Annotated in this window: 24 protein-coding genes; 13 read left to right on the top strand and 11 right to left on the bottom strand. The window is 48.1% G+C overall.

Features of this window, described 5'->3' with window-relative positions; genetic code table 11:
* The gene (locus AC5SV9_RS16285) at positions 1-1,587 is read right to left on the bottom strand and encodes an anthranilate synthase component 1 (protein WP_475148567.1); all 1,587 of its coding nucleotides are present in this window, start codon (positions 1,585-1,587) and stop codon (positions 1-3) included.
* 365 nt (positions 1,588-1,952) lie between these two features.
* Between AC5SV9_RS16285 and rnm the strand changes: the two genes are divergently transcribed.
* From rnm to rluB, 5 genes are read left to right on the top strand one after another with little or no spacing between them, the layout of a single operon-like run.
* Positions 1,953-2,807: an RNase RNM gene (gene rnm, locus AC5SV9_RS16290; RefSeq protein WP_475148568.1), complete on the top strand. Its 855-nt coding sequence runs from the start codon at positions 1,953-1,955 to the stop codon at positions 2,805-2,807.
* A gap of 32 nt (positions 2,808-2,839) precedes the next feature.
* Positions 2,840-3,460, top strand: coding sequence for an L-threonylcarbamoyladenylate synthase (locus tag AC5SV9_RS16295; RefSeq protein ID WP_475148571.1), 621 nt, complete (start codon positions 2,840-2,842; stop codon positions 3,458-3,460).
* A gap of 34 nt (positions 3,461-3,494) precedes the next feature.
* A complete protein-coding gene (locus AC5SV9_RS16300; RefSeq protein ID WP_475149449.1) occupies positions 3,495-4,340 on the top strand; it encodes a segregation and condensation protein A in 846 nt (281 codons plus the stop codon).
* The gene (scpB, locus tag AC5SV9_RS16305; protein ID WP_226767029.1) at positions 4,340-4,924 is read left to right on the top strand and encodes an SMC-Scp complex subunit ScpB; all 585 of its coding nucleotides are present in this window, start codon (positions 4,340-4,342) and stop codon (positions 4,922-4,924) included. The genes AC5SV9_RS16300 and scpB overlap by 1 nt, the downstream gene beginning before the upstream one ends.
* Entirely contained in the window at positions 4,924-5,922 is a 999-nt protein-coding gene (rluB, locus tag AC5SV9_RS16310) for a 23S rRNA pseudouridine(2605) synthase RluB (RefSeq protein WP_475148574.1), read from the top strand. The genes scpB and rluB overlap by 1 nt, the downstream gene beginning before the upstream one ends.
* A 172-nt stretch (positions 5,923-6,094) precedes the next feature.
* Here the strand turns inward: rluB and AC5SV9_RS16315 are convergent, their stop codons facing one another.
* Positions 6,095-6,460, bottom strand: a complete 366-nt coding sequence (locus tag AC5SV9_RS16315) for a hypothetical protein (protein WP_475148576.1) — start codon at positions 6,458-6,460, stop codon at positions 6,095-6,097.
* Between the two features lie 505 nt (positions 6,461-6,965).
* On the opposite strand from AC5SV9_RS16315, the gene AC5SV9_RS16320 reads away from it, so the two are divergent.
* Positions 6,966-7,712, top strand: a complete 747-nt coding sequence (locus tag AC5SV9_RS16320; RefSeq protein ID WP_475148578.1) for a sulfite exporter TauE/SafE family protein — start codon at positions 6,966-6,968, stop codon at positions 7,710-7,712.
* Here AC5SV9_RS16320 and AC5SV9_RS16325 read toward each other — a convergent pair.
* On the bottom strand, positions 7,709-8,512 hold the full coding sequence (locus tag AC5SV9_RS16325; protein ID WP_475148581.1) for an SDR family oxidoreductase: 804 nt from the start codon (positions 8,510-8,512) through the stop codon (positions 7,709-7,711). The two genes, AC5SV9_RS16320 and AC5SV9_RS16325, sit on opposite strands and share 4 nt — an antisense overlap.
* Positions 8,513-8,559: 47 nt before the next feature.
* Positions 8,560-9,321, bottom strand: a complete 762-nt coding sequence (locus tag AC5SV9_RS16330; RefSeq protein ID WP_475148584.1) for a hypothetical protein — start codon at positions 9,319-9,321, stop codon at positions 8,560-8,562.
* A 129-nt stretch (positions 9,322-9,450) separates the two neighbouring features.
* Between AC5SV9_RS16330 and AC5SV9_RS16335 the strand changes: the two genes are divergently transcribed.
* The gene (locus AC5SV9_RS16335; protein ID WP_475148586.1) at positions 9,451-10,593 is read left to right on the top strand and encodes a sensor histidine kinase; all 1,143 of its coding nucleotides are present in this window, start codon (positions 9,451-9,453) and stop codon (positions 10,591-10,593) included.
* Positions 10,586-11,230: a response regulator gene (locus AC5SV9_RS16340; RefSeq protein WP_475148588.1), complete on the top strand. Its 645-nt coding sequence runs from the start codon at positions 10,586-10,588 to the stop codon at positions 11,228-11,230. The genes AC5SV9_RS16335 and AC5SV9_RS16340 overlap by 8 nt, the downstream gene beginning before the upstream one ends.
* Here the strand turns inward: AC5SV9_RS16340 and galE are convergent.
* A complete protein-coding gene (gene galE, locus AC5SV9_RS16345) occupies positions 11,227-12,243 on the bottom strand; it encodes a UDP-glucose 4-epimerase GalE (protein WP_475148590.1) in 1,017 nt (338 codons plus the stop codon). The two genes, AC5SV9_RS16340 and galE, sit on opposite strands and share 4 nt — an antisense overlap.
* A 23-nt stretch (positions 12,244-12,266) precedes the next feature.
* Positions 12,267-12,566, bottom strand: coding sequence for a YciI family protein (locus tag AC5SV9_RS16350; RefSeq protein ID WP_475148592.1), 300 nt, complete (start codon positions 12,564-12,566; stop codon positions 12,267-12,269).
* A gap of 198 nt (positions 12,567-12,764) precedes the next feature.
* Here AC5SV9_RS16350 and AC5SV9_RS16355 point away from each other — a divergent pair, with 198 nt between their 5' ends.
* On the top strand, positions 12,765-14,177 hold the full coding sequence (locus AC5SV9_RS16355; protein WP_475148594.1) for a sodium-dependent transporter: 1,413 nt from the start codon (positions 12,765-12,767) through the stop codon (positions 14,175-14,177).
* A gap of 56 nt (positions 14,178-14,233) precedes the next feature.
* On the opposite strand, the gene AC5SV9_RS16360 is transcribed toward AC5SV9_RS16355, so the two are convergent.
* Genes AC5SV9_RS16360 through tsaA form a run of 3 tightly spaced genes read right to left on the bottom strand, consistent with a single transcriptional unit; the run spans position 14,234 to position 17,762 of the window.
* The gene (locus tag AC5SV9_RS16360; RefSeq protein ID WP_475148596.1) at positions 14,234-15,961 is read right to left on the bottom strand and encodes a proline--tRNA ligase; all 1,728 of its coding nucleotides are present in this window, start codon (positions 15,959-15,961) and stop codon (positions 14,234-14,236) included.
* Positions 15,962-16,021: 60 nt separating this feature from the next.
* A complete protein-coding gene (locus AC5SV9_RS16365; protein ID WP_475148599.1) occupies positions 16,022-17,086 on the bottom strand; it encodes a Kelch repeat-containing protein in 1,065 nt (354 codons plus the stop codon).
* Positions 17,058-17,762 (bottom strand): tRNA (N6-threonylcarbamoyladenosine(37)-N6)-methyltransferase TrmO, encoded by a 705-nt coding sequence (tsaA, locus tag AC5SV9_RS16370; protein WP_475148601.1) that lies wholly within the window; start codon positions 17,760-17,762, stop codon positions 17,058-17,060. The genes AC5SV9_RS16365 and tsaA overlap by 29 nt, the downstream gene beginning before the upstream one ends.
* A gap of 155 nt (positions 17,763-17,917) precedes the next feature.
* On the opposite strand from tsaA, the gene purU reads away from it, so the two are divergent.
* Entirely contained in the window at positions 17,918-18,751 is an 834-nt protein-coding gene (gene purU, locus AC5SV9_RS16375) for a formyltetrahydrofolate deformylase (protein WP_475148603.1), read from the top strand.
* 66 nt (positions 18,752-18,817) lie between these two features.
* Positions 18,818-19,351, top strand: a complete 534-nt coding sequence (locus AC5SV9_RS16380; protein ID WP_475148604.1) for a hypothetical protein — start codon at positions 18,818-18,820, stop codon at positions 19,349-19,351.
* Here the strand turns inward: AC5SV9_RS16380 and can are convergent, their stop codons facing one another.
* Positions 19,352-20,008 (bottom strand): carbonate dehydratase, encoded by a 657-nt coding sequence (can, locus tag AC5SV9_RS16385; protein ID WP_475148605.1) that lies wholly within the window; start codon positions 20,006-20,008, stop codon positions 19,352-19,354.
* A 346-nt stretch (positions 20,009-20,354) separates the two neighbouring features.
* On the opposite strand from can, the gene AC5SV9_RS16390 reads away from it, so the two are divergent.
* Entirely contained in the window at positions 20,355-20,885 is a 531-nt protein-coding gene (locus AC5SV9_RS16390; protein WP_475148608.1) for an H-NS family histone-like protein, read from the top strand.
* Positions 20,886-20,957: 72 nt separating this feature from the next.
* On the opposite strand, the gene AC5SV9_RS16395 is transcribed toward AC5SV9_RS16390, so the two are convergent.
* On the bottom strand, positions 20,958-21,701 hold the full coding sequence (locus AC5SV9_RS16395) for a YciK family oxidoreductase (RefSeq protein ID WP_475148609.1): 744 nt from the start codon (positions 21,699-21,701) through the stop codon (positions 20,958-20,960).
* 224 nt (positions 21,702-21,925) lie between these two features.
* Between AC5SV9_RS16395 and AC5SV9_RS16400 the strand changes: the two genes are divergently transcribed.
* Positions 21,926-24,394, top strand: coding sequence for a VolA/Pla-1 family phospholipase (locus AC5SV9_RS16400; RefSeq protein WP_475148610.1), 2,469 nt, complete (start codon positions 21,926-21,928; stop codon positions 24,392-24,394).
* Positions 24,395-24,475: the final 81 nt, after the last annotated feature.

The following is a 24,475-nucleotide window of genomic DNA, read 5'->3' on the forward strand; positions in this document are numbered from 1 at the left end:
TTACTCCTGTACCGGTGTTTGATGGGCAGCGATAACGGCGCTTATCACAGCCTGCGCTTTACTGCGGGTTTCATCGGCTTCTGCCTGGGCGACAGAGTCGAATACCACCCCGGCACCGGCCTGTATATAGGCGGTGTTATCGGCCACATAGGCTGAGCGGATCACAATGCAGCTGTCAAAATCACCGTTGCCGGCAAGGTATCCTACGGCACCGCCGTAGCTACCACGGCGTTTGCCTTCTACCTGGCGGATAAGTTCAGCGGCTTTTACCTTTGGAGCACCAACTAAAGTGCCCATATTCATGCAAGCCTGATAAGCGTGCAGGGCATCAAGTTCCGGTTTTAACGTGCCGACCACACGTGACACCAGATGCATGACATATGAATAACGGTCTACTTTTAGCAGCTCTTTAACATAACGGCTGCCCGGCACGCTGATACGCGCGACATCGTTGCGGGCTAAATCAACCAACATTAGATGCTCGGCTTTTTCTTTTTCATCCTGTCTCAGTTCCAGTTCAATGCGGCTGTCCAGATCGCGGTCTATGCTGCCGTCACTTTTGAAACCACGGCGTCGGGTGCCTGCAATCGGGTATATTTCTACCTGGCGGTTTTGGGCATCAAACTTCAGTGCCGATTCTGGCGATGCGCCAAACAGTGTAAAAGCGGCATCTTTTAGGTAGAACATATAAGGGCTTGGGTTTTGTTGTTTTAACCGGGCGTAAGCGGCCAGTGGCTGTGGGCATGGCAGGCTGAAGCAACGCGATGGCACTACCTGGAAAATATCGCCGGCGACAATGTGCTGTTTCAGTTTTTCTACCTGCTGCATAAAGTCGCTGTCGCTGATATCAACTTTTAACTCAGCAGATACCGGTAAAGCGGTGTTTTTTGTTGCCGGCGCTGACTGTAACACCTGCTTTAGCTGCTCCAGACGTTTACCAATAACAAAACAGTTCGCCGGTGCCTGCTCACCACAAAACACATTGCCGACCAGGCGGCTGTCGCCGGTTTGATGGTCCAGCACCAGTAACGTTTCGGCCAAATAAAATACATAGTCCGGACATTTATTTTCCGCTGCCGGTACGTCAGGTAATTGTTCCACCGTGGCCACCATGTCGTAGCCAATGACACCCCCTAAAAATACTGCAAAAGGTTCATCACTCTGACAATGCAGTTCGTGTTGCAACGTGCGCAGTACCGTAAAAGGGTTTGGCATTTGCAGGCGGGCGGTCTCTTCGAGTAACAACGGTGGGCGCTGGTATTGAATACTCAGCTGCTGGCCCTGTTGCTCAACGCGGGCATCGGTGCTTAGCTTTTGTGCCAGATAAGGTAGCAGTACAGCGCCATTGTTGCTGACAGCGGTGATAATGACGTTTTGGTCATTACATTCAATGCGCAGTGCCGCATCTACCAGCAGCAGGCTTTTTAAGTTGTCCTTGCTGTCGATTTCGGCCGATTCCAGCAATAAAGAATAAGGGCTTTGTGCCGTCAGCATCTGGTAGCAGGATAATGCGTCTGCCTGATATGGCAGCTGCATGGCGATACTGGCCACCTCGCCGGGCGTGTCAGTGATATGACTAAAAATCATGCTTAATTTTGTCCTTTTAAATCAACAAGTTTTTGTTCAGCTCGCTGCCACACATTTTGCAGGCACATAAAAAAAGCCCGCTTCTTGTGGAAACGGGCTTCGGTAATTAAAGCTAATACAACGCCTACACACGCCCGTTGGGAATGTGCCACCACCAGTTAGTCAGGTTAAGGGTTGTTATAAATTGCATTAGCTTTATCTACCTCGTTAATTACGCCCACATAAAACCGCAAAACGGTAGCCGGCGTCAAGTGCTTATTTGTTATAACACAGAAATAAAAGCGTATAAGCTTCCGGATGGCTGCGCTCTGGCTTTGCGATAGGTCTGTGCTGTGCGACAATAGCAACCTTATATTGAGGTGCTGATGAAAATTGATTTACACAGCCATACGCTGTTCTCTGATGGTGTGCTGTCGCCGGCGGATTTAGTGGCGCGGGCTGCAGAAAAAGGCGTAGATGTACTGGCGATTACCGATCATGATTCGGTTGCCGGATTAACTGCAGCCAGAGAAGCCATAGCAGCGCAGCACTTGCCGCTGACGCTTATCAATGGTGTAGAAATCTCTACCAGTTGGCAGCAGTTGGAAATTCATATTGTCGGGTTGAATATTAACCCTGACTGTCCGCTGTTTTTACAACGCCTGGCTACGCAGCAACAGGCAAGAGTGGTGCGCGCCGAAGAAATGGCACGACGGCTGGCGAAGAATAATATCCCTGATGTGTTGCCGGCAGTGCTGAAGCTGGCAAACGGTGCTGCGTTGACCCGGGCGCATTTTGCCCGCCATCTGGTCAGTATTGGCAAAGCCAGCACCATGGATAATGTATTTAAGAAGTACCTTGGCCGGGGCAAAATAGGTTATGTGCCGAATAATTGGGTGGACATGGCCGAGGCTATTGCGTGGATCCATGACGCTGGCGGAGTGGCTGTGCTGGCGCATCCGCTAAAATACAAATTGACCACAAAGTGGGTAAAGCGGCTGGCGGAACAGTTTGCTGCCGCCGGTGGTGATGCTATTGAGATTATCTCGCCACAACAAACGCCGGTGCAAAAGCGTGAGCTGTGGGCTCTGTGTGAACTGCATGGCCTGACAGCATCGGTCGGTTCAGATTTTCATCAGGTAACAACTTGGAATGACATCGGAAAAAACCTATATTTAACCGACGATGTTATTCCTGTATGGGCAAATTGGCCGCAGGTGGCCCAGGCGCAAAGCGCTTGATTAGCCTTTAATTTTATTTAAGCAGAATACTAATGAGCCAATTTTTTCATATTCACCCGGAAACCCCGCAACAGCGTTTGCTAAAGCAGGCAGTACAGATTATTCAGCAAGGCGGCGTAGTGATTTACCCGACAGACAGCGGTTATGCGCTGGGCTGCCATGTAGGCGATAAAAGCGCTATGGAACGTATTTTACAGATTCGCCAGGTAAGCGGTGAACATCACTTTACGCTGATGTGCCGTGATTTATCTGAGCTTTCAGTGTATGCCAAAGTAGAAAACGCGGCCTTTCGGCTGATAAAAAACAATACGCCGGGCGCTTATACCTTTATTTTACGTGGTACGAAAGAAGTGCCAAAGCGCTTACTTAATGACAAAAAGAAAACCATTGGTCTGCGTATTCCACAGAATAAAATTGCGCTGGCGTTGCTCGAAGAGCTGGGAGAGCCGCTATTGAGCACCAGCCTGATTTTACCGGGTGAGGAGTTTGCCGAAAGTGATCCTGAAGATATGCGTGCCAGGCTGGAGAAACAGGTTAGTTTAATACTGCACGGTGGTGTAATCGGTGAGTCGCCAACCACGGTTATTGACTTATCGGATGACGAGCCTGTGGTGCTGCGCGAAGGCTGTGGCGATCCGGCTCCGTTTCTCTGAGTTTCAGCTTTTATAAGAGCCGGCCTTGAGCGATATTCAACCTGTCAGCATTCAACCAGACACTGTGCAACCAGACTGTTTAACGGTACAACAACCGTTGCCACTGGCTTTTGTACGCGGTGAGGCGGTGCTGGAGCGGCCGGAAGACTTGTACATTCCGCCTGATGCGCTGGAGATACTGCTTGATGCCTTTGAAGGGCCGCTGGACTTTCTGCTGTACCTTATACGCAAGCATAAGTTTGATATCGTCGATTTACCGGTAAACGAAATTACGCTGCAATATATGGAATACATTGACCTGATGCAGGGGCTGAATTTTGAACTGGCGGCAGAGTATCTGGTGATGGCGGCAATGCTGGCGGAGATCAAATCACGCTTGCTGTTGCCACGGCACACTGAGACGGACGATGATGAAGCAGATCCCCGAGCCGAACTTATCCGTCGCCTGCAGGAATATGAAGTGTTTAAACAGGCCGCGTCAGAGCTGGACAGCTTACCGCGGGACGAGCGCGATCATTTCACCGGCAATGCCAGTCTGGCAGACAACTTTGCCCCGCTACTGATTTTGCCTGATGTGGAGTTAGGCGAGCTGGCGCTGGCGCTAAAAGATATCGTCAAACGGGCGAAGGATTTTCAGCATCATCATATAAAACGTGAACATTTATCTACCCGTGAACGCATGAGCCGTATTCTGGATTTACTCAGTAGCCATCAGGGCTATCTGGCATTTTCTGCCTGTTTTGACATCAGTGAAGGCCGTGAGGGTGTGGTAGTTACATTTCTGGCGATGCTGGAGCTAACCAAAGAAAAGCTGATAGACATTATTCAGGTGCAGGCGTACGGCCAGATCCATGTCAAATTAAAGGATACTGAGGCATAATGGCGGGCAAAATTAATGATGTTCAGTTAATGCAGTTGGTTGAGGCTGCTATTTTCGCAGCTGACAAACCTCTTAGCCAAGACGATATACAGTCAACAGTGCTGGATGGGCTGAACATCAGCAAAAAACGCCTGAATGACACCTTAGCAAGGTTGCTACAGGACTATGCCGGGCGCGGCGTTACACTAAACCAAACGGCATCAGGTTACCGTTTTATTACTCGGCCTGAGTTAAGTGATTATTTAGCAAGGCTTTGGCCAGAGCGCTCGCCGCGCTATTCGCGGGCGGTGCTGGAAACACTGGCATTGATAGCGTACCGTCAGCCCATTACCCGTGGCGAAATAGAAGATATTCGTGGTGTATCGGTCAGCAGCCAGATCATGCGAACTCTACTGGACCGTGGCTGGGTTAAGGTGGTAGGCCATAAAGAGGTGCCGGGCAGGCCGGGACTTTATGCCACCACCAAAGAATTTTTAGATTATTTTGGGTTAAAAAGTTTAACCCAGTTACCCCCCTTGCCAGAATTTCAGGCGATAAGCCTGGATTTGGCAGACACCGTCGTGACGACAGGAGAATTACACTGATGAGTGATAAAACCGCTAGTGAGAAACTACAAAAAGTGCTGGCCCGCGCCGGTCTTGGCTCTCGCCGGGAAATGGAAGAGTGGATAAGCGGTGGCCGCGTGACCGTTGATGGTAAACCGGCAACCCTGGGCGATCGTGTTAGCTCAAACCAGCAGGTAAGGGTTGATGGGCATCCGGTACAGATTGCCAGTGAAGAGCAACAAATTTGTCGCGTATTGGCTTATCACAAGCCAGAAGGTGAGATTTGCTCACGTACCGACCCTGAAGGGCGGCCAACGGTGTTTTCCCGCTTACCTAATATCAAAGGTGCACGCTGGATTGCTATCGGCCGGCTTGATATTAATACCTCGGGTTTGCTGCTATTTACCACTGATGGCGAACTGGCCAACCGTCTGATGCATCCCAAGTTTGAAGTTGAACGTGAATACGCGGTTCGGGTATTTGGTGAGATTAATGATGCAATGATCCAGCGCTTGCGCACCGGTGTTGAGCTAGAAGATGGTAAAGCGAATTTCAAAAAAATTAAAGCCTTACCAGGCGAAGGTATTAACCGTTGGTTCCATGTTGTGTTGACAGAAGGCCGCAACCGCGAAGTGCGCCGGATGTGGGAGTCGCAAGGTGCGGTGGTTAGCCGCTTAATCCGGGTACGCTATGGCGATTTATTATTACCTAAGCATTTGCCGGCCGGTGGTTATGCAGAATACCCACTGGACGAAGTGAACTACCTGCGAAAGTTAGTCAGCCTGGCGCCGGAAGTGGCAACCTTAGTGAAACCGGAAGACAGAGACGAGCGCCGCCGCCGCATGGCCAGTATGAAGCGGGCAGTGCGTAAGCATCAGATCGCCGAGAAAAGCCCGGAGCGTAAACCGAAAGAACGTAAGCCTGTTGAGAAGACAGACGCTAGCAAAGCTGCCACGCGGCAGAAACCTGCACCCGCCAGAGGCAAGCCACAGCGCCAGCCTACCGGCAAAAAGCCCAGCCGTGAAGGCAGAGGTTAATATCAAAAGAATCAAGGCGCGTTAAGCGCCTTGGTTTTGTTTAAAGGTATTGCAGCCTCAACTAAGCGTCTGTGTCGATTGTTCTGGGGACAGTAGACATCGCTACCAATCTATCGGTAACCGCAATGAATGGGCCCTCGATAAGAGCAAGTCTGAGCTAGTACACCTTAGCTTATTGTTGATTTTGCAGCTCGTCTTCACTAGCGAGCATATCAAAGTTATTAATAGAACAAGTCACGCTGTCCAAAATTGGATAACACTGATTTTTAGAGCCACTTGAACGTGTACTCCATTTATTGCCGCCTTTGTATTCAGCAAATGTCATCTCATCTTCACCACAAGAGGTGGTATAAGTCAGAGCGTCATCAAAGCCTTTCATATAACAATAACCATACGCGTTATAAGCGCCTGCCCATATTGAGAAATTATTAGAAGCAGGTGGAACGTTTTGAGTCACGTCATAGAAAGTAACTGTTGCAGCATTCGCTGCAGAAGATAGCGCAGCAACAGACAGTAAGGAAATAAGTAACTTTTTCATTCATTTTCATCCTTTTAAACAGAGAGTTAACTTAAATTGGACTGTTATATTCCAACCCGGATGAAATAATACTCTTATATTGCTTTTAAATTATTTCACTTTAGTGAACTTTGTGTTTCTATTTTTTCAATTTTTTATCGTTATTTCCTGTTTTAGGTAGTTCGGCCTGAATTTAAAGGAGGTGTAGCTCATGAGGTTTGGCTGATTGAGTAGCAAGTACAGAGCCTGGGCTCTGTAATGGGCATGTTTTCAGGCAGGGACCTCCAGCATTTTTTTAATAAATTTCCTTGACTAGCATTAAGCCAATGACGGATGTAATACAGGGTGTTCCACGTAAGTCCATATGTAATAATGTTGGTATATTCTTGCGATGATATATTTACGAGTGATAAATGTGAGATTTTTTGTTTTTGTGGGTTTAATTAAACAATTAACACTGGGTAGGCTGCTTAATCCGCTTTAAAATGATCGCGCCTGAACAACCTTACTGATAAAAAGCTAAATTGTGCCTGATATTAATATATTAAGCGTTTTGGTTATCGCGCTGGCAGTACTGGTTACCGGCATTTCCAAATCCGGTTTCGCTGGCGCTATTGGTGGCATTACCGTGCCTCTGATGTCATTGGTGGTAAGCCCTGCCTTTGCTGCTGCGCTGTTACTACCGATTTTGATCATTGCTGATGTGCTTAGCCTCCGGCAATGGTGGGGACAGCACAGTAGGGCGCATTTAATGCTGTTACTACCGGCTGCAGTAGTTGGCATTGTGCTGGGTTATATCAGTTTTGGCTCTTTGGACGAAGCGGGCTTGCGCTTGTTACTTGGTATTATTACCTTGCTGTTTGCCCTGAATATGCTGTTTAAAGTGGTTAATCAATCGCACTTCACGTCATCTGCCGCGGGGCGTGTGCTCGGTGCGCTAAGCGGTTTTACCAGTTTTATAGCCCACGCAGGTGGTCCACCGCTAAATATGTATTTGTTACCACAACACTTGCCTAAGCAGCAGTACCTGGCTACTGCTGTGGTGTTTTTTGCTGCTGTAAATCTGTTGAAACTGCCACCATACATAATATTAGGCCAACTCAATACCGCTTTACTGGGTTATGCTTTGCTGAGCCTGCCACTGGTTTGGCTTGGTGTAAAACTGGGTATTGTTTTGCAGCATAAGATGAATGAAAAAGTGTTTTACTACCTGATTAGTATCAGTATGTTACTGCTAGGCCTACGGCTGGTTTATCACGCCATATTGCCTTAACGCACGTTGCTTTTACGCACCATTTTATATAGCAGTTCCGGCGATAAGCGCGAGACCAGGGCGCCGAGGCGTTCTTTCAAGCCGCCGATAACAATATAGTTTTTACCTTTCAGCAGCGCTTTAACGGCTTTTTCAGCAAAGGTTTCGGCCGTCATGGCATTGGCTTGGGCATCGTCCATGCTACCAAGAGTAGAACCATCTCCGGTTAGCGCATTACGTGATACATCGGTTTTAACGAAACCCGGAAAAATCGTTGCCACCTGCAGGCCTTTATCAAACAGTTCTGCCCGCAGGCTGTTTGCCCACAAATGCAAAGCAGCTTTAGCTGCTGAGTAACTGCCTCGATATTGAGTACCGACTAAACCAGCAACTGACGAGATAAATACGACTTTACCGCCGCCGTCCGCCAGCAGTAGCGGTAATGCGCTGCGGGTTAGGTGGATCTGAGCAAAGTAATCGACATCGAACAGTGTGCGATCTGTTTGCGCCGTGGTGTCAGTTATCAGTGCGCGTTGGCTGATGCCAGCATTATTGATCAGCCAGTCAAGGCCACCTATTTGCTGCGTTATCGTCGCGATGGCGGCTGATACTGCATTAAAGTCGGTAATATCTAATGGAAGTAATAAATGCTGCTGACTATTGGCGAGGCTTGCCTTAACCCGTTCCAGTTCGTGAAGGCGCCTGGCACTGAGCACTAACCTGGCACCATCTGCTGCCAGCTCCCGGGCCAAGGCTTCGCCAATACCACCAGAAGCGCCAGTGATCCAGATAACTTTGTTGTGTATGGCCGGGTTTATCATAGTGCTGCTCTGTTCGCCTGATTAAACCCGACATTAAGCCAGTAGCATCAAGGTTGTAAAGCTTTCTGCGGTGCGACTTTATATTTGCGTTTGTAATAGCCCTTTAAACTCAGGAGTACCGCTGTGCCAATAACTGGTGCAGCCAGCCAGCTGATTAACTGCCAGTCGCCGGGTAGCCACTGCGCCAATATTCTGCGCCCGCCTGCGGCGAAAAATGCTGTGTAAACCGCGATACCACTGCCTACCATGGCACTGAAATGCTCGATAATCCAGGCGCGCGGGCTGACTTCTGCTTTGTAAACATACCAACTGATTGTGGACGCTGTTACTAAGCTGACGCAGGCAAAGATGATTAACAATGGCATACCGACACTTAGCCCTTGCCAGGCAACATATAAAGCAGTAGGGAACAGCAAAAACACCGGGCCTTGGTAGTTCCAGCGCCGCAGCAGCGCCCGATTATGTTTGGTGCGAAGTACACCAATTGCGTGGCGCACAGTGACCCAGGTTAACAGGCTAAGCAGTAATAGAAATTGCGATAGCGGCACCCGCCACACCAGCATGCGCTGTATTTGTTCAGGGTTTAACTGGCTTCCTGCAGCATAAATAGCAACCGGGTCAGCTAGGCCCAGTGAACTTAATACCACGCCGGAGCCCGACACCAGCAGCATGATGTAATAAAAAATATTGCCTGCGCTGATATGAAGTTTACTGCCTTTACGCACTATGATAGGAAGCCAGTAAAGTAACAAAGCCACAGCACCGAGTGTAATGTGCAGGTAAAGTAAGACGGTATAAAGTGTGTGCATAATAAGCCTCCGAGATTGATAGCAAAAGCTTACCCGGCAACTTTTATTAAGGCAGGTGCCATAAGTCAGGATTTTTCACTATGACTTCTGGCATATTGCTGTTATGTCAGCATCTTGCATAATGCACTTATGAAAAAACAATATGATTTTGCCGTTCTGGCGGGGTTGGCCACCTGGCTGGCAGTTTATGGCATCAGTTTTTATATTCTGCATAAAATAGCACCGGGCCAAAGCTGGTTGCCGGTACATTTGTTGTTTATCGGGTACGGCAGTTTGTTCTTTGTGCTAACCCAGGCGCATGGCCGGTATACGTTGTCAGGACGTTACGGCGGTGTGTTACTCGTGCTACAGCTGATAACCGCTTTTGCCCTGCTGCTGTATCTTCCGGCTGATTATTTCGATTTTTTATCAGTACTAACCATTATCTGGGTAGCTATGTTGCCGTTTGTGATGTCTACCGGCCGGGCGATGTTGGTCGTGCTTGTGGTAGTGGCGACATGGTACAGCATTGTAGCCTGGCAAAACGGTCACAGTGTCTGGATCACTGCATTGCTTAATGGCTGTTTTCATGTGTTTGCGGTGTTGGTGCAAAGTGCCAGCCGGGACGCAAAAGCAGCTAAAGAAGAGCTCGAATTGAAGCATCAGCAATTGCAGGCGACACAGCAACTGTTGCAAGGGGCGTCGCGGCAGGCTGAGCGTACGCGGATTGCCCGCAACTTACATGATCTTGTCGGTCATCATTTAACGGCTTTGACAATACAACTGCAGGTAGCAGGTCACTTAACTGACGGCGACGTCAAAACACAGATTGATAAATGCCATCAGCTGGCTAAATTATTGCTGTCAGATGTGCGTGAGGCAGTCAGTACCATGCGCCAGTTCACTGATGTATCTTTACAGGATGCGATAGCACCTTTGCTGGCATGGTTACCTGAGCAGCTAAAGGTAAACCTGACTATTACGGGGAATATTATGCTGCATGATCTGCAGCAGGCGCAGCATTTACTGTGTATCGTGCAGGAAGCGCTGAGTAACAGCTTAAAACACAGCGGCGCCAGCGAAGTATTTATCCGGGCGTTTACCGACCAAGATTGCCTTAAGCTACAGATCTTCGACAATGGCAGCTTGCCGGCGCGATGGCGGGCAGGCAATGGTATTAAAGGTATGCACGAGCGGCTTAACGAATGTGGTGGCAGTTTGGTGCTCACAACACAAAAGCAGGCGATGATGCTGAACATAAGTTTGCCCTATCGGGGGAGTGACAGTGCATAACGTAATACTGGTTGATGATCAGAAGCTTATCCGTGATGGCATTAAAGCACTACTGGGTTTGTGCGCCAGTGTACGCGTTGTTGGCGAGTACAGTGATGGTAGTGGTGTGGTTGAAGGTTGCCGGCAATTGCAACCTGATGTGATTTTGCTGGATTTATCCATGCCGGTAATGAATGGTATTCAAACGCTTGGCGCGCTGCAGCAAGCCGGTATCAATATACCCGTGCTTATTCTAACGACTTTTGATGAACACGAGCTGGTACTGAAAAGTATCAGCTGTGGTGCGCGTGGTTTTTTATTAAAAGATGTGTCACTGGATACGCTGATACAAGCTATTGCTGCGCTGGCACAGGGCGGTAGCTGGTTTGCGCCAAACATTACCCAGCGTTTGTTGGAAACGGTGAAAAGCAGTGACAGTACTTTTACTATGCCAGCTACGCTTGAACCTTTAACTGAAAAAGAATTAGAGATACTGCAGCTTATGGCGGCCGGTTACAGCAATAAAGAAATCGCGTCGGCGCTGTATAAATCTGAAGGTACTGTTAAAAACCAGTGCTCAGCGATACTGGCTAAACTCGGGGTGCGTGATCGTACCCGGGCCGTATTGCTGGCACTGGAGCTTGGCCTAATCAGTTAATTGCTATACCCGTTAGGGTTTGCCGACTGCCAGCGCCAGCTGTCACGCACCATATCGTCCAGTGTTTTCTCTGCCTGCCAGCCAAGTAGGGTTCTGGCTTTAGCAGGTTCGGCATAACATACTGCAATATCGCCCGGCCGTCGCGGTGCAATCTGATAAGGCACCGGCACTTTGTTAGTTTCGCTGAACGCTTTTACCATATCCAGCACGCTGTAGCCGGTACCGGTGCCCAGATTTATCGCCTCAATACCACTATGTTTCTGCAGGTACTGCAAGGCTTTCAGGTGGCCGCGGGCTAAATCCACAACATGAATATAGTCGCGTACACCTGTGCCGTCATGCGTAGCGTAATCGCTACCAAACACACTTAATTGTTCACGTTTACCAACGGCCACCTGAGAGATAAACGGCATCAGATTGTTCGGAATGCCGTTAGGGTCTTCACCTATCTGGCCGCTGTCATGCGCGCCGACCGGGTTAAAGTAGCGTAGCAGTGTAATACCCCAGTCGGGTTCTGCGCGCACTAAGTCTTCGAGAATATGCTCAATCATCAGCTTACTCTGGCCGTAAGGGTTAGTGGCGGAACGTGGCGACGATTCAGGAATAGGCACTTGTTTGGCATCGCCATATACCGTTGCTGATGAACTGAAAACCAGTTTTTTCACCCCAAACTCGCGCATAACACGGCATAAGGTAACGGTGCCGGCAACGTTATTGTCGTAGTAATGCAGTGGAATTTGGGTAGATTCACCAACGGCTTTGAGGCCGGCGAAATGCACAACGGCAGCAATATCATACTGACTGAACAGCTCACGCAGTGCTTGCTCGTCGCGGATATCGCCTTTAACGCTGACAATGCTTTTCCCGCTTAACTGCTCTACGCGCTTTAAGGCAGCATCAGAGCTGTTACTGAAATTGTCATAACTTAACACCTGAAACCCCGCGTTAAGCAACTCCAATGCCGTATGGCTGCCAATATAGCCTGCACCACCGGTAAGTAAAATATGGCTCATTCCTGTCTTCCTCAGTTTGGCTGTTATGGCAGTACTTTTTTAAACGGTTTTACTGTTGAACGTTGATACACACCTGCCGCGAGATAGGGATCGGCATCTGCCCATTGCTGCGCGTCAGCCAGCGAGGCAAACTCTGCAACCACCAGAGACCCGCTAAAACCAGCCGGGCCAGGATCAGCGCTGTCAATCGCCGGCGTGGGGCCAGCAAGTAGCAAACGGCCTTCAGTTTTCAGTTGTTCAAGCCGGGCCAGGTGTGCCGGCCGGGTTGCCAGACGTTTCTCCAGACTGTTGGCAACATCTTCAGAATAAATCATGTAGAACATAGATACGTCCTTTTACAGAGCCTGTTTTTACTGGCGCACCTTAGCAGATTGATAACACTTCGCCAATGATATTGCACGCATCGGAGCAGTGCAGGCTAGGATTTGCAGCAGCAGCCTGTTAGCATGCAGGGCGCTACTTATATTACTGAGCCTTGCTCAGACATTCTAATAAGAAATATTCAGGGAGTCCGCGTAGCAATGAAACGTGAACAATTCAGTTCAAGCCTCGGCTTTGTATTGGCAGCCGCCGGTTCAGCTGTAGGTATCGGCAATCTGGTCGCCTTTCCGGTTATGGCCAGCAAAAACGGCGGTGCCGCCTTTTTAATCATGTATGCCATTTTTGTGTTCTTTATTTGCCTGCCGGTAATGCTGGCGGAGATGAGCCTTGGCCGCCATACCCGGCAAAACCCGCTGGGAGCCTACAGCGAAATTGGCCAGAACCGTGCCTGGCGCACAGTTGGCTGGATGTCGGTTATCACGCCTTTTATGATTGGCGTGTTTTATCTGGTGATCACCGTCTGGATTTTTGGTTACCTTGGTAAATCAGTACTGGGGCAACTTAATGAACTAGCCGGGCCGGACAGCTTTGGTAACTTTATTAACAGCAACGAACTGTTTGTCTACATGGCCGTGGTGATTGGCCTGACGTTTTTAATTTTGCAAGGTGGGGTAAAGCAAGGCATCGAAAAGGCGGCACGGGTATTGATGCCTATGCTGTTTATTATGCTGATAGCGTTGGTGCTGTATGTCTTTACGCTGGATAACGCCATGCTGGGTGTGAAGTTTTTCCTGATCCCTGAGTTTGATAAATTAACCGGCAAAGTGTTAAACGGCGCCCTGGCACAAGCGTTTTTCTCGCTGTCGCTGGCAATGGGTATTTTGATCACCTATGGCTCTTATATTCAAAAAGACAATAATATTGTTCAGGCCGGTAAAATGGTGGCTGGGTTATCGCTGTTGGTGGCCTGTTGCTCGGGTTTGTTGATTTTACCTGCGGTATTCTCGTTTAACCCTGATATTCAAATCAGCACGCTGTCTGAATCCAGTATCAGCATGATTTTCACTTTTCTGCCGAAAATCTTCTTAGCGATGCAGGCCGACATTGGTTACTTTGGTGCATCTTTTATCGCCGGTTTCTTTTTCCTGCTGGTGTTTTTCGCTGCGCTGACGTCACTGGTATCGATTATTGAAGTACCGGTATGCAGTCTGATGGACCAAAAAGGGGTTAGCCGTCGTACGGCGCTATATTCACTGGGTGCAGCGATGATTTTGCTGGCTGTATTTTCTGCCTTGTCATTTGGCCGTGTTGAGCTGTTTAGCAACCTGTTGTCTTATGGTGGGGTGAATAAGTCTTTCTTTGATGTGGTGTACGATATTTTCTATGAAACTATCCTGCCGCTGAATGGCTTACTGCTGTGTCTGTTTGTTATATACCGCTGGAAAAAGCACAACTTCGATGCGGAAATCAGTCAGGGTAATAGCACTTTTGCCGGTTCGTTTTTGCAAAAGTACGTTAATTTCTCGTTGGGCACGTTTATTCCGCTAATTTTAGCGGTGATCTTCGTCAATACGGTATCGACTATATTCTTCGGTAAGAATTTGTTGTTCTGATATCAGCGAAATAAAAAAGGCAGCTCAGGCTGCCTTTTTTTGGGTCTGTGTGTGGCTTATTTAGCCAGTTTTTGCTGCATGGCAGCAACAACACCGGCGATATCCAGCATTTCTTTCTCGCCACTACGGCGGTGCTTGTATTCTACCTGCTGGTTGTCCAGGTTGCGCTCGCCGATAACAATACTGTGTGGAATACCCATCAGTTCCATGTCCGCAAACATGACGCCCGGGCGCTCTTTGCGATCGTCAAATAATACGTCAAAACCTGCTGCGGTCAGTTCGTTATATAAACGCACAGTCGCTTCTTCAATACGCGCTGATTTGTGCATATTCATTGGAATTAACGCAATTTGAAACGGTGCTATCGCGTCCGGCCAGATAATGCCGTATTCATCATTGTTCTGCTCTATTGCCGCTGCGATGATGCGTGATACACCCACGCCATAGCAGCCCATCGTCATGATCTGGTGTTTACCTTCTTCATTCAGCACACCGGCTTTTAATGCCTGTGAGTATTTGTCGCCCAGTTGGAAGATATGGCCAACTTCTATACCGCGTTTGATGACCAGCTTGCCCTTACCGCATGGGCTGGCATCGCCTTCAACGATATTGCGCAGGTCTGCCACGCTGTAGTTCTGAATATCACGATCCCAGTTAACGCCGGTTAAGTGATAGCCATCTTTGTTGGCACCACAGATAAAATCGTTCAGGTGTGCGGCACTACGATCAGCAATAATGGTTAGCGGCATAGCAACAGGGCCCAGTGAGCCGGGGCCGGCCCCGATAGCCGCACGAATTTCTTCTTCGCTGGCAAAGACCAGTGGGCTTTGCACTTGCGGTAGTTTTTCGGCTTTTATTTCATTCAGTTCGTGGTCGCCACGCAGTACCAGCGCGACTAATGGCTGAGTCGTATCCGCGTCAGTTTTTACGCCATAGACAATAAGGGTTTTACTTACCAGGTTTTGTGGTTGCCCCAGTAAGCTGGCGACATCAGTCACCGTTTTTGCATCCGGTGTGGCGACTTCGCTGATGGTTTGTGTTGCCGCACCGCGTTCACCGGTAGGGGCAACCGCTTCTGCCATCTCGATATTGGCGGCGTAGTCGCTGCTGTCTGAGAAGGCGATAGCATCTTCACCGGAAGCGGCAAGTACATGGAACTCGTGTGACATGCTGCCGCCGATAGCGCCGGTATCGGCCAGTACCGGGCGAAAATCTAACCCAAGCCGGGTGAAGATGTTGCAGTAAGCCTGATACATGGTGTCATAAGTCTGTTGCAGGCTGTCCTGGCTTAAATGGAATGAATAAGCATCTTTCATTAAAAATTCGCGCGCGCGCATCACGCCAAAACGTGGCCTGCGCTCATCACGGAATTTAGTTTGAATTTGGTACAAACTCAGCGGTAGCTGTTTGTAGCTGGTAATCTCGCGTCGTACCAGGTCGGTGATCACTTCTTCATGCGTTGGGCCAAGTACAAAGTCCCGGCTATGGCGATCTTTAAAACGTAGCAGCTCAGCATCCATTTTGTCCCAGCGGCCCGATTCCTGCCAAAGTTCAGCCGGTTGCACCATTGGCATCAGTACTTCAATAGCGCCGGCTTTATTCATTTCTTCACGCACGATCTGCTCAACTTTACGCAGTACCTTCACGCCTGTTGGTAAATAGGTATACATGCCAGATGCTACCCGGCGGATCATGCCGGCGCGCAACATAAGTTTATGGCTGATTACCTCGGCATCGGCCGGGGTTTCTTTAACGGTAGATAGTAAGTACTGACTGCTGCGCATCGTAATCTCATATTCGTGCTAAAAAATTGCCGCCATTCTAGCAAGGCGGCAGAACCAATTCTATTGGAGTTTTATTGTGTGTTTAATCAGCTGCGGGCTAACCTGTTGGTTATTTTGCATGCCACCTACCGAGTATATATCGCCATCCACGTTAACCAGCCCCCGTAAGTCCATTACCGCGGTGGTGTCGGCGGCGTTGAGCCAGCGCTGTTCAGCTATTGAATATACCCAGACCTTGCTGTCAGGTGTGGCCGCATTGCCGTCATAGCCGATGCCGTTATAGTTATAAGCTGTGGTGCTACCGCCAATAAACGCCAGTATCGGTTTGCCGGCCATTTCAGTGTTAATGCCGGCCATGCGGTAACGGGCTTTGCCGGTAGGATGAGGCACTATGCGCCAGTCTATCTGGTTAGCGTTACTGCCAACCGTACCCAGGTAACAGGCAGGTTCTGCTTTGTACTCGCGCTTTTTATCGCGATAGTATTCCAGTGCTACGCCGTCACACAGCAGCATCTGGTTATCAGCCATAGCACCGGCCAAACCAAACACCGGCTTTCCCGGAAAAGGCGTAGCCTGTGACCAACGCTGGGTATAGTTATCAAACACCTGCACTAAATTTACATTACCGTGGTCGCTCCAGCCGCTGATTAGATAGATGTAGCGGTTCTGGTAGGTGAGCGCGACGGCATCATCTACCGGTACCGGTATGTCATTGAGGCGGGTATAGCGCTTCGTAATGGGATCAAAGCGATAGCTGTCGGCTGCAGTTTGTTCTGTACCATCCGCATTAACAGCAAAACCACCAAAGACAAAAAAGTTATTATTTAGTGCTACAGCACTGGCTGCTACACGACCTTGCAGCCGTTGCTGGCTGGGAACATCTGGCATCTCATGCCAGCCAAATTCTCCCAGCGTATGCATAAACACTTTGTTGTGAATATCACTGTACTGTTTGCCAGGGCCTATACCCATAAAACTGGCGATATAGGTTTTACCACGGATAGCGACACTCGCGACTGCATTATTACTTACCGGCTCTGGCAAATCAGGCAGCTCGGCGGCGGACAGGGCAAAGCACGCTGCTGCGGCCAGGCTGCTAAGGCAGCCGATGAATTTCAGTAACATGGTTATGCTCTCCGTTCACAGTCCATTTGATATTGTAGTTATACAGCGTCATGCCGTAACTTTGTTCACCATCGCGCTGCTTTTTATAGGAAGGGCGTGGATCTTGTTTTAGTACTTTTTCAATAAAAATCTGCAATTCGGGTTCTTGCTGTTGCAGGCAAAATTGTATCGCCTGGTCTGAGAAACTGACTGTCATCGCAGTTTGCGGAGCTGCGTCGGCAAAGCCCCCGGCCGCGTCGGGCAGCGCATCAGAGTAGGGTAAATAAGGTTTTATATCGATAACTGGCGTTCCATCGAGTAAATCGATGCCGCTTAATTTAAGAAGCAATTTACCATTTTTATGCTCTATTCCTTCCAATTTTACCACTGACAGCCCGACAGGGTTGGGTCTGAAGGTTGCACGGGTTGCAAAGACGCCTTTACGGGCATTGCCGCCTAACCGGGGGGGGCGCACCATAGGAGACCAGCCTTTACCAGCCGTTTCATGAAACACAAACAACAACCACAGATGACTGAAGCTGTCGATACCCCGCACAATAGCTTCATCACAGTATTCAGGTTCAAGCTCCAGATAGCCGGTTGCTTCCGGGATAAGACCTGGCTGGCGCGGAATGGCAAATTTTTGTTTATAGGGTGAGCTTATATAGCCCACTACGTTAAACTGATATGACGCCATAAACTCCTGGCTGTATAGAAACCAATATAGTGTGCGGTATTATGCGGTTTTTTGCCGAAACAACAAGTTAAGCAAAAGACGTCTGAATGTCTTTGACGCCATTAGGGAAAGTGCGGTAAAACACTGGGCTGATTAGTTACCAGTGGTAAATGGCTATGGAACGCAAAATCTTACTTACCGAATGCCCTGATTCAAAAGGGCTAATCGCGCAAATTACCAATATTTGCTACAAACACCAGTTGAATATCATACGTAATACAGAATATGTTGACCCGGTTAGTGGTCAGTTTTATATGCGTACTGAACTTGAAGGCGTATTTAATGATCAAACTCTGCTGTTTGATTTGGACCGTGCGCTGCCCGCAGGCTCAACCCGCAGCCTGATTAGCCAGCGGGCGAAAAGGGTGGTGGTGCTGGTTACTAAAGAAGCCCATTGTCTGGGCGACATTCTGATGAAGGTTTTCGATGGTTCGCTGGCGCTGGATATTGCGGCTATCGTCGGTAATTACCCTGAGCTTGAGCAACTGGCCGCCCGTTTCGATTTGCCATACCATTATGTCAGTCATCAAGGGGTAAGCCGGCAGCAGCATGAAGCGGCACTATTAGAGGTCATTAAACCATACCAGCCTGAGTATCTGGTGCTGGCCAAGTTTATGCGTATTTTAACGCCGGCTTTTGTTGCACAGTATCCGAACAAAATTATCAATATTCATCATAGCTTCCTGCCGGCATTTATCGGCGCTAACCCCTACCGGCAGGCATTTGACAGAGGGGTAAAAATTATTGGCGCTACGGCACATTTTGTAAATGATCACCTGGATGAAGGCCCGATTATTCAGCAAATGGTGGCGCCGGTTGATCACAACTTCAGTGCAGATGACATGGCCAGAGCCGGCCGCGATGTTGAAAAAGCGGCACTGAGTAAGGCCCTGCAGTGTATTGTCGAAGACAGAGTATTTGTGCATGGCAATAAAACAGTGATCCTGTGATTGGTGATTTTACTTAAACGGCGTTTTCCCGGATACTTGGCTGATATACCGAAAAGGAGTTTTGCTATGAAAGCCATTTTTTTGTGTGGTGCGTTACTATTCAGCTGTTTAGTGCAAGCAGCAGAAACGGGCATACTTCATCCTAAGCTGGAACCTCTTCGGCCCTATCTTAACCAGCATTGGCAGGGTGATCTGACACAACCGGGGGCTACTGAGAAAGTAATAGACAGGTCATTCTGGAGCCGGGCGCTTAATGGTCAGGCAATTAAAACTGTGCATTCTATTAATGATGGCCAGTATGGCGGTGAGTCATTTATTTTCTGGGATGAAAGTAAGCAAAGCCTGGCATACTATTATTTCACCACGGCTGGGTTCTATACGCACGGTACCATGGCGTTCAACAGTAATATCGGTGAGATTATTGCACTGGAGCAGGTTGAAAATAATCAAAATGGTATCACCCAGGTAAAATCGTTCAGCCGTATTATGCCGGATGGTACTATGGAAACTAAATCCAGCTATTTGCAGAATGGCAGTTGGGTCGATGGCCACAGCGCCACTTATCAGCCGGTGGCGCAGCAACAAATCATTTTTAAATGATTACTTTTCTTCCGGGTGATAGTCAGTCAGATCCAAGGTGTAAATATCGTCAATTTTATCGGCACAAGAATGACTGACGCGTAAATCTTTCACCCTGCCATTGCGTAAGCTATACACCCAGCCATGAATAGCAAGTGGCTGACCACGCTCCCAGGCTTCCTGCACAAAGCTGGTATGACAAAGATTACGTACCTGCTCGGCAACATTCAGCTCAATCAGGCGGTTAAGCCGTTCATCTTCGTCTGCAATAGCATCAACTTCATCACGGTGCAGCGCATAGACATCTTTGACATTACGCAGCCAGTTATCGACAAAGCCGACTCGCTGCTTAGTTAGTGCGGCTTTGACACCACCACAGCCATAATGGCCTACGACCAAAATATGTTTGACCTTAAGAATATCAATAGCGTACTGCAGTACTGACAGGCAGTTCATGTCAGAGTGCACGACTAAATTCGCGACATTACGATGAACAAATAGCTCTCCCGGTAGCAAACCTACGATTTCGTTTGCTGGCACTCTGCTGTCAGAGCAGCCAATCCATAAGTACTCAGGTGCTTGTTGCTCAGATAGCTGTCTGAAGAAACCTGGTTGTTCTTTCTCAATCCGATCAGCCCAGTTTTTATTATTAATAAACAACTGTTTAAAATTTGGCATAATTTTACCTTCAGTCAGAAAATCGCGACAAGATAGCTGATTTTACCTACTTTTAGAGCACCGACCAGCTTAATTGACACATTAAGGGCTGAAATTGCAGTAGCGGGTAAAATAACGAATATGGCTGAATGGCTGTTTTTAGTTGAATACCTGAATAATATTTATGTCTCCACGCTGAATAAAACAGACAAAATTAGCGTTAATAGGGAAATAATATTGAAAGATTAAGAAATATTAACCGAAGCTGAATGGTGATGGATTTTTTATATAAAACAATACGTATTGTCGCTTTATTTTACAGCACTAATTGCTTATCCTGAAGCCATTAAGTTTGAAGGAGGTCGCAATGTCAATTTTATTAGATAAACGAGAGCTGAAAAAAGCAGCGAAAGAATTAACGCTGGCGAAATTAACTGACGTTATCGAAACGCTCAATGCTGTACTGGCGGAGCGGCAAAAAGAAGTGGAACTTATCAGCCAGTTAGAACAATTAGCCAAGTCACAGGGATTCACGCTTGAACAGTTGGGTTATAAGTTGAATCATGATGGCTTGATGTCTGATAGTGCTGAAAATACAGATAAAGTTGAAAGGCGTCCAACCAAGCCAAAATTTAAGACTATCAATAAAGAAAACCAGTATTTTTATATAGAAAATGGTCAATTGTTATTGTTACGTACACATACAATGAAAAAGGGTTTACAAGATCGTGGTATCGAAGTAATGCCTTTGGCTAAAGTTGATAAGAAATATGCAAAGCAAATTGATAAGCTGATCGCTGAAGCAACGGCCCAGGCGGTTGAGAATTTTAATAGCAAAGTGGATGCCTGGAATGAATGGGCAGCTGCAAATGCAGAAGAAATTCTAAGCAAAAAATAATTTAGGCTAAAAACAAAAAAAACCGGTTTCAGCCGGTTTTTTTGTTTTTAGTAAGCCGCTTTACAGCCAGCCTTACTTGGGCTGAGCATCCAAAGACTGGCCATTAACATCGTTGCTGTCGTCGCTCATTAAATACAGATACAACCACATCAGATCTGCGGCGGTTTTTAGCTTACTGACATCTTCACCGGGGTAAGCTTTGCTGCGCATTTTGGTGCGTGTAGCGCCAGGGTTAATACAATTTACTCTGATACTGCTGTTTTCAAATTCATCAGCCATTACTTGCATCAGACCTTCAGTGGCAAACTTAGATACGGCATAAGGGCCCCAGAAAGCACGGCCTTTTCGGCCTACACCGGATGATGTAAACACAACAGATGCCGCAGAAGTGCGTTTTAGCAGGGGGATCAGTGCTTGCGTCATCAACATTGCTGAAGTCACATTGACCTGCATAATGTCATTCCAGGTAGCCAAGTCTATATGTTCAAATGGGCTTAACACGCCAAGAATGCCAGCGTTATGCAGCACACCATCCAACCTGCCAAATTCTGCTTCAATAGTGGCTGCCATATCCCGGTAATGTTTTGCCGTTGCACCTTTTAAATCCAACGGAACAATAGCGGGTTCCTGACCGCCTTTCGCTACAATCTCATCATAGACAGCCGTGAGTTTGTTCACTGTTTTACCGAGCAGAATAACGGTAGCACCGTAACGGGCATAAGTCAGGGCAGCCTCTTTGCCGATACCATCACCGGCACCGGTAACCAGTATCACTTTGTCTTTTAACGCGTCCGCCGCAGCCTGATAACTTTGCATATCACCTAACCTGTTGCCAAAAAAACGGCGCCAGCATACGCGCAATTGATAAACTTTGCACCTTTCTTCACGGTTTATGTATCTTTGCGCTAGCGATTTGTTTAGCTTTGAGTTAACTTTAACTGGTCGTAGCTGTTGCAGCTATATCAGTGATTGGTTTCCAATAAGCAAACTAAGTTTTTGCTTTAAAAACAAAAAATAAAAGTCAGGATAGGGGAGAAATTATGAACAAGCTGGCACTTAGTGTGGCTGTTGCTCTGGCGCTCGGGTTAACCGGCTGCGGTAGCGAATCTTTAGATGATATTAAGTCTGATGTCGGTGACAATACTGAGAAATCCTATTCCAGAGTTGTGTTTGATCCAGGTGCCAGTACGCCTCGCCTGTCTGTGCCTAATGACTTACTGTTTCAAGGCACTACAGACGGTACGCTAACTACCGATAGTGGTGCTGCGCCTGATTATTCTAATCCTCAGGTTGCCTTAGGTGCGCTTGATGGCTGGTCTACACAAAATCCGTTCACCATTTCGATTGATTTTGCCGCCGGTATTAGCCTGAATGTGTCAACCGCGTCTGCCCCTGGTGCCGTACGTGTGTTTGAAATAGTTTCCGGCAGTGCCTTATCGCCCGATGCCGACTGTCGTACAGTCAGTCAGGGGCATGCCTGTAAAGTAGTGGGCGAACTGACGTTCGGCGTTGATTTTGTCTCTGGTGCCAGTGGAAACAATGTTGCTGTCATTCCACTTAATCCGTTAAAACCCGCCACTACTTATATGGTTGTATTGACGTCAATCATAGAAGATAGCGAAGGTAACCCTATAGCGCCGTCTACATCGTATGAGCTGGTGAAGCAGGACGACGAAACCTTACCGCTTAACACTCCGTCTCAGGTATCACTGCAAAAACTGATCAACAGCTTTGAAGATGTTATTGAGGCTGAAGGCGTTAATCGGGACACCATAATTTATACGGCTGCTATCACGACTCAATCTACTGATGTTGTCTTTAATACAATTAAACAACTGCTGTTACAGCCTGCGCTGCGGCCGGTATTGAATGCTGCACCGCAAGGTTACACTGCTGCAGATGCTTTAGTTCAGGCAGGCTTGATACCGGCTGCTCAGGCTAATTTAACCAACCCTGCTTATGCGGCTGCTACCACAGCACAGGTATATGGTGGCACGATAAATCTGCCTTATTTCAGTGCTTTGCCTACAGCTGATAATCCGCTGGCTCCGCTAACCGGCCGTTGGCTGGCGCAGTACGACAGCCCGGTAACCTTGTCGGGGGCTATTCAGGCGGGTTTGATAAGCCCTGCTGATTTAGGTTTAAGCCCGGAAGAGGCTAAAAACCCTCTAAATTTAATCGGTTTTGATCTGGATTTAGACAAGGCTCGCCATATTACCAAGTTTAACCCTATACCTAAGGTTAACCAGGTTGTGAATGTACCGGTGCTGATGACAGTACCTGATTTAGCACAGATTAATATGCTGCGTGCTGCTAAGCAATTGCCAGCGATGACAATGCCTGTCGGCGGCTGGCCTGTGGTGATATTCCAGCACGGAATTACAGGTAGCAAGAGTAACGCTTTGGCGGTTGCCGGTGCTCTTTCAATGGAAGGCTATGCTGTGGTAGCAATTGACCATACCTTGCATGGTGACCGGGGCTTCAGCGTTGAGGTGCCTACAGATACCGGTACCCGTACTGTGGTCATTAATGCATCAACAAATAATGCAACAGATTATATGAACCTGCAGAGTTTATTGACGACCCGCGACAATGTCCGCCAGAGTATTAGTGATATTCTCGGGCTGCGGGCTGGCCTTAATTTCAGTAATCTGACGCAATCTGGCACTATTAACCCGACAAATGTACAGTTTATGGGGCATTCGCTAGGCGCTATTACTGGCACCTCTGCTGTAGGTGCAGCGAATACGCCGGTACAAAGTGCAACCTTGAGTGAACCTGAGAAAGCACAGATTGATGCGGTGTACGCATTGAAAACTGCGACACTGGCTATGCCAGGTGGTGCTATAGCAAACTTCCTGCTGGAATCTGGTCAGTTTGGGCCGTTGATTAAAGCATCTGTGTTATTAAGCACCGGCACTGATGAGCTAAAACAAAATTTTGTTACTTTTGCGCAAAATGCTGGCGGTTGTGGAGCTGCTTTGGTTGCTCCGTTTGCTGCATGTTATTATGCTTTTGAAGAACAATTACCTGCAGAGACCCTCGCTAGATTGCAGGGGAATTACAGTCAGTTTTCTTTTGCTGCGCAAACTGTTATTGACAGTGGAGATCCAAATAACTATGCGCAGAACCTGGTGGCTGCCGAAACGCCGGTTTACATCATCGAAGTTGTTGGTGATGGCGCAGGGTCTTTACCTGATCAGGTTATTCCAAATGGCATCGCATCTCCGTTGCAGGCCGTTGGTGCCGGTAAAATGCCTCTGGCAGGTACTGAGCCTTTGGGGCGCTTACTGGGCGTAACGGGCGTCGACAACGTTGCCGGTACTCAGGTACTTGGTGGTGGTAATGCGATAGGTCGCTTTATTGCCGGTGGTCATGCGTCAATATTAGATCCTAGCGCCAGTGCTGCAACAACTGCAGAAATGCAGATGCAGGCTGCCAGCTTTATTGGCAGTGGTGGGGCAGCAATAGTGGTAACTAACCCTGGCGTGCTGGCACCGGCTAACTGAATATAACTTTCGGTGTTTATAATTGAGCCCGGCAATGCCGGGCTTTTTCTTTTTTATTAAGGCGCTACAATGCAACAAAAC

Source organism: Rheinheimera sp. ATLC3, assembly GCF_059429535.1.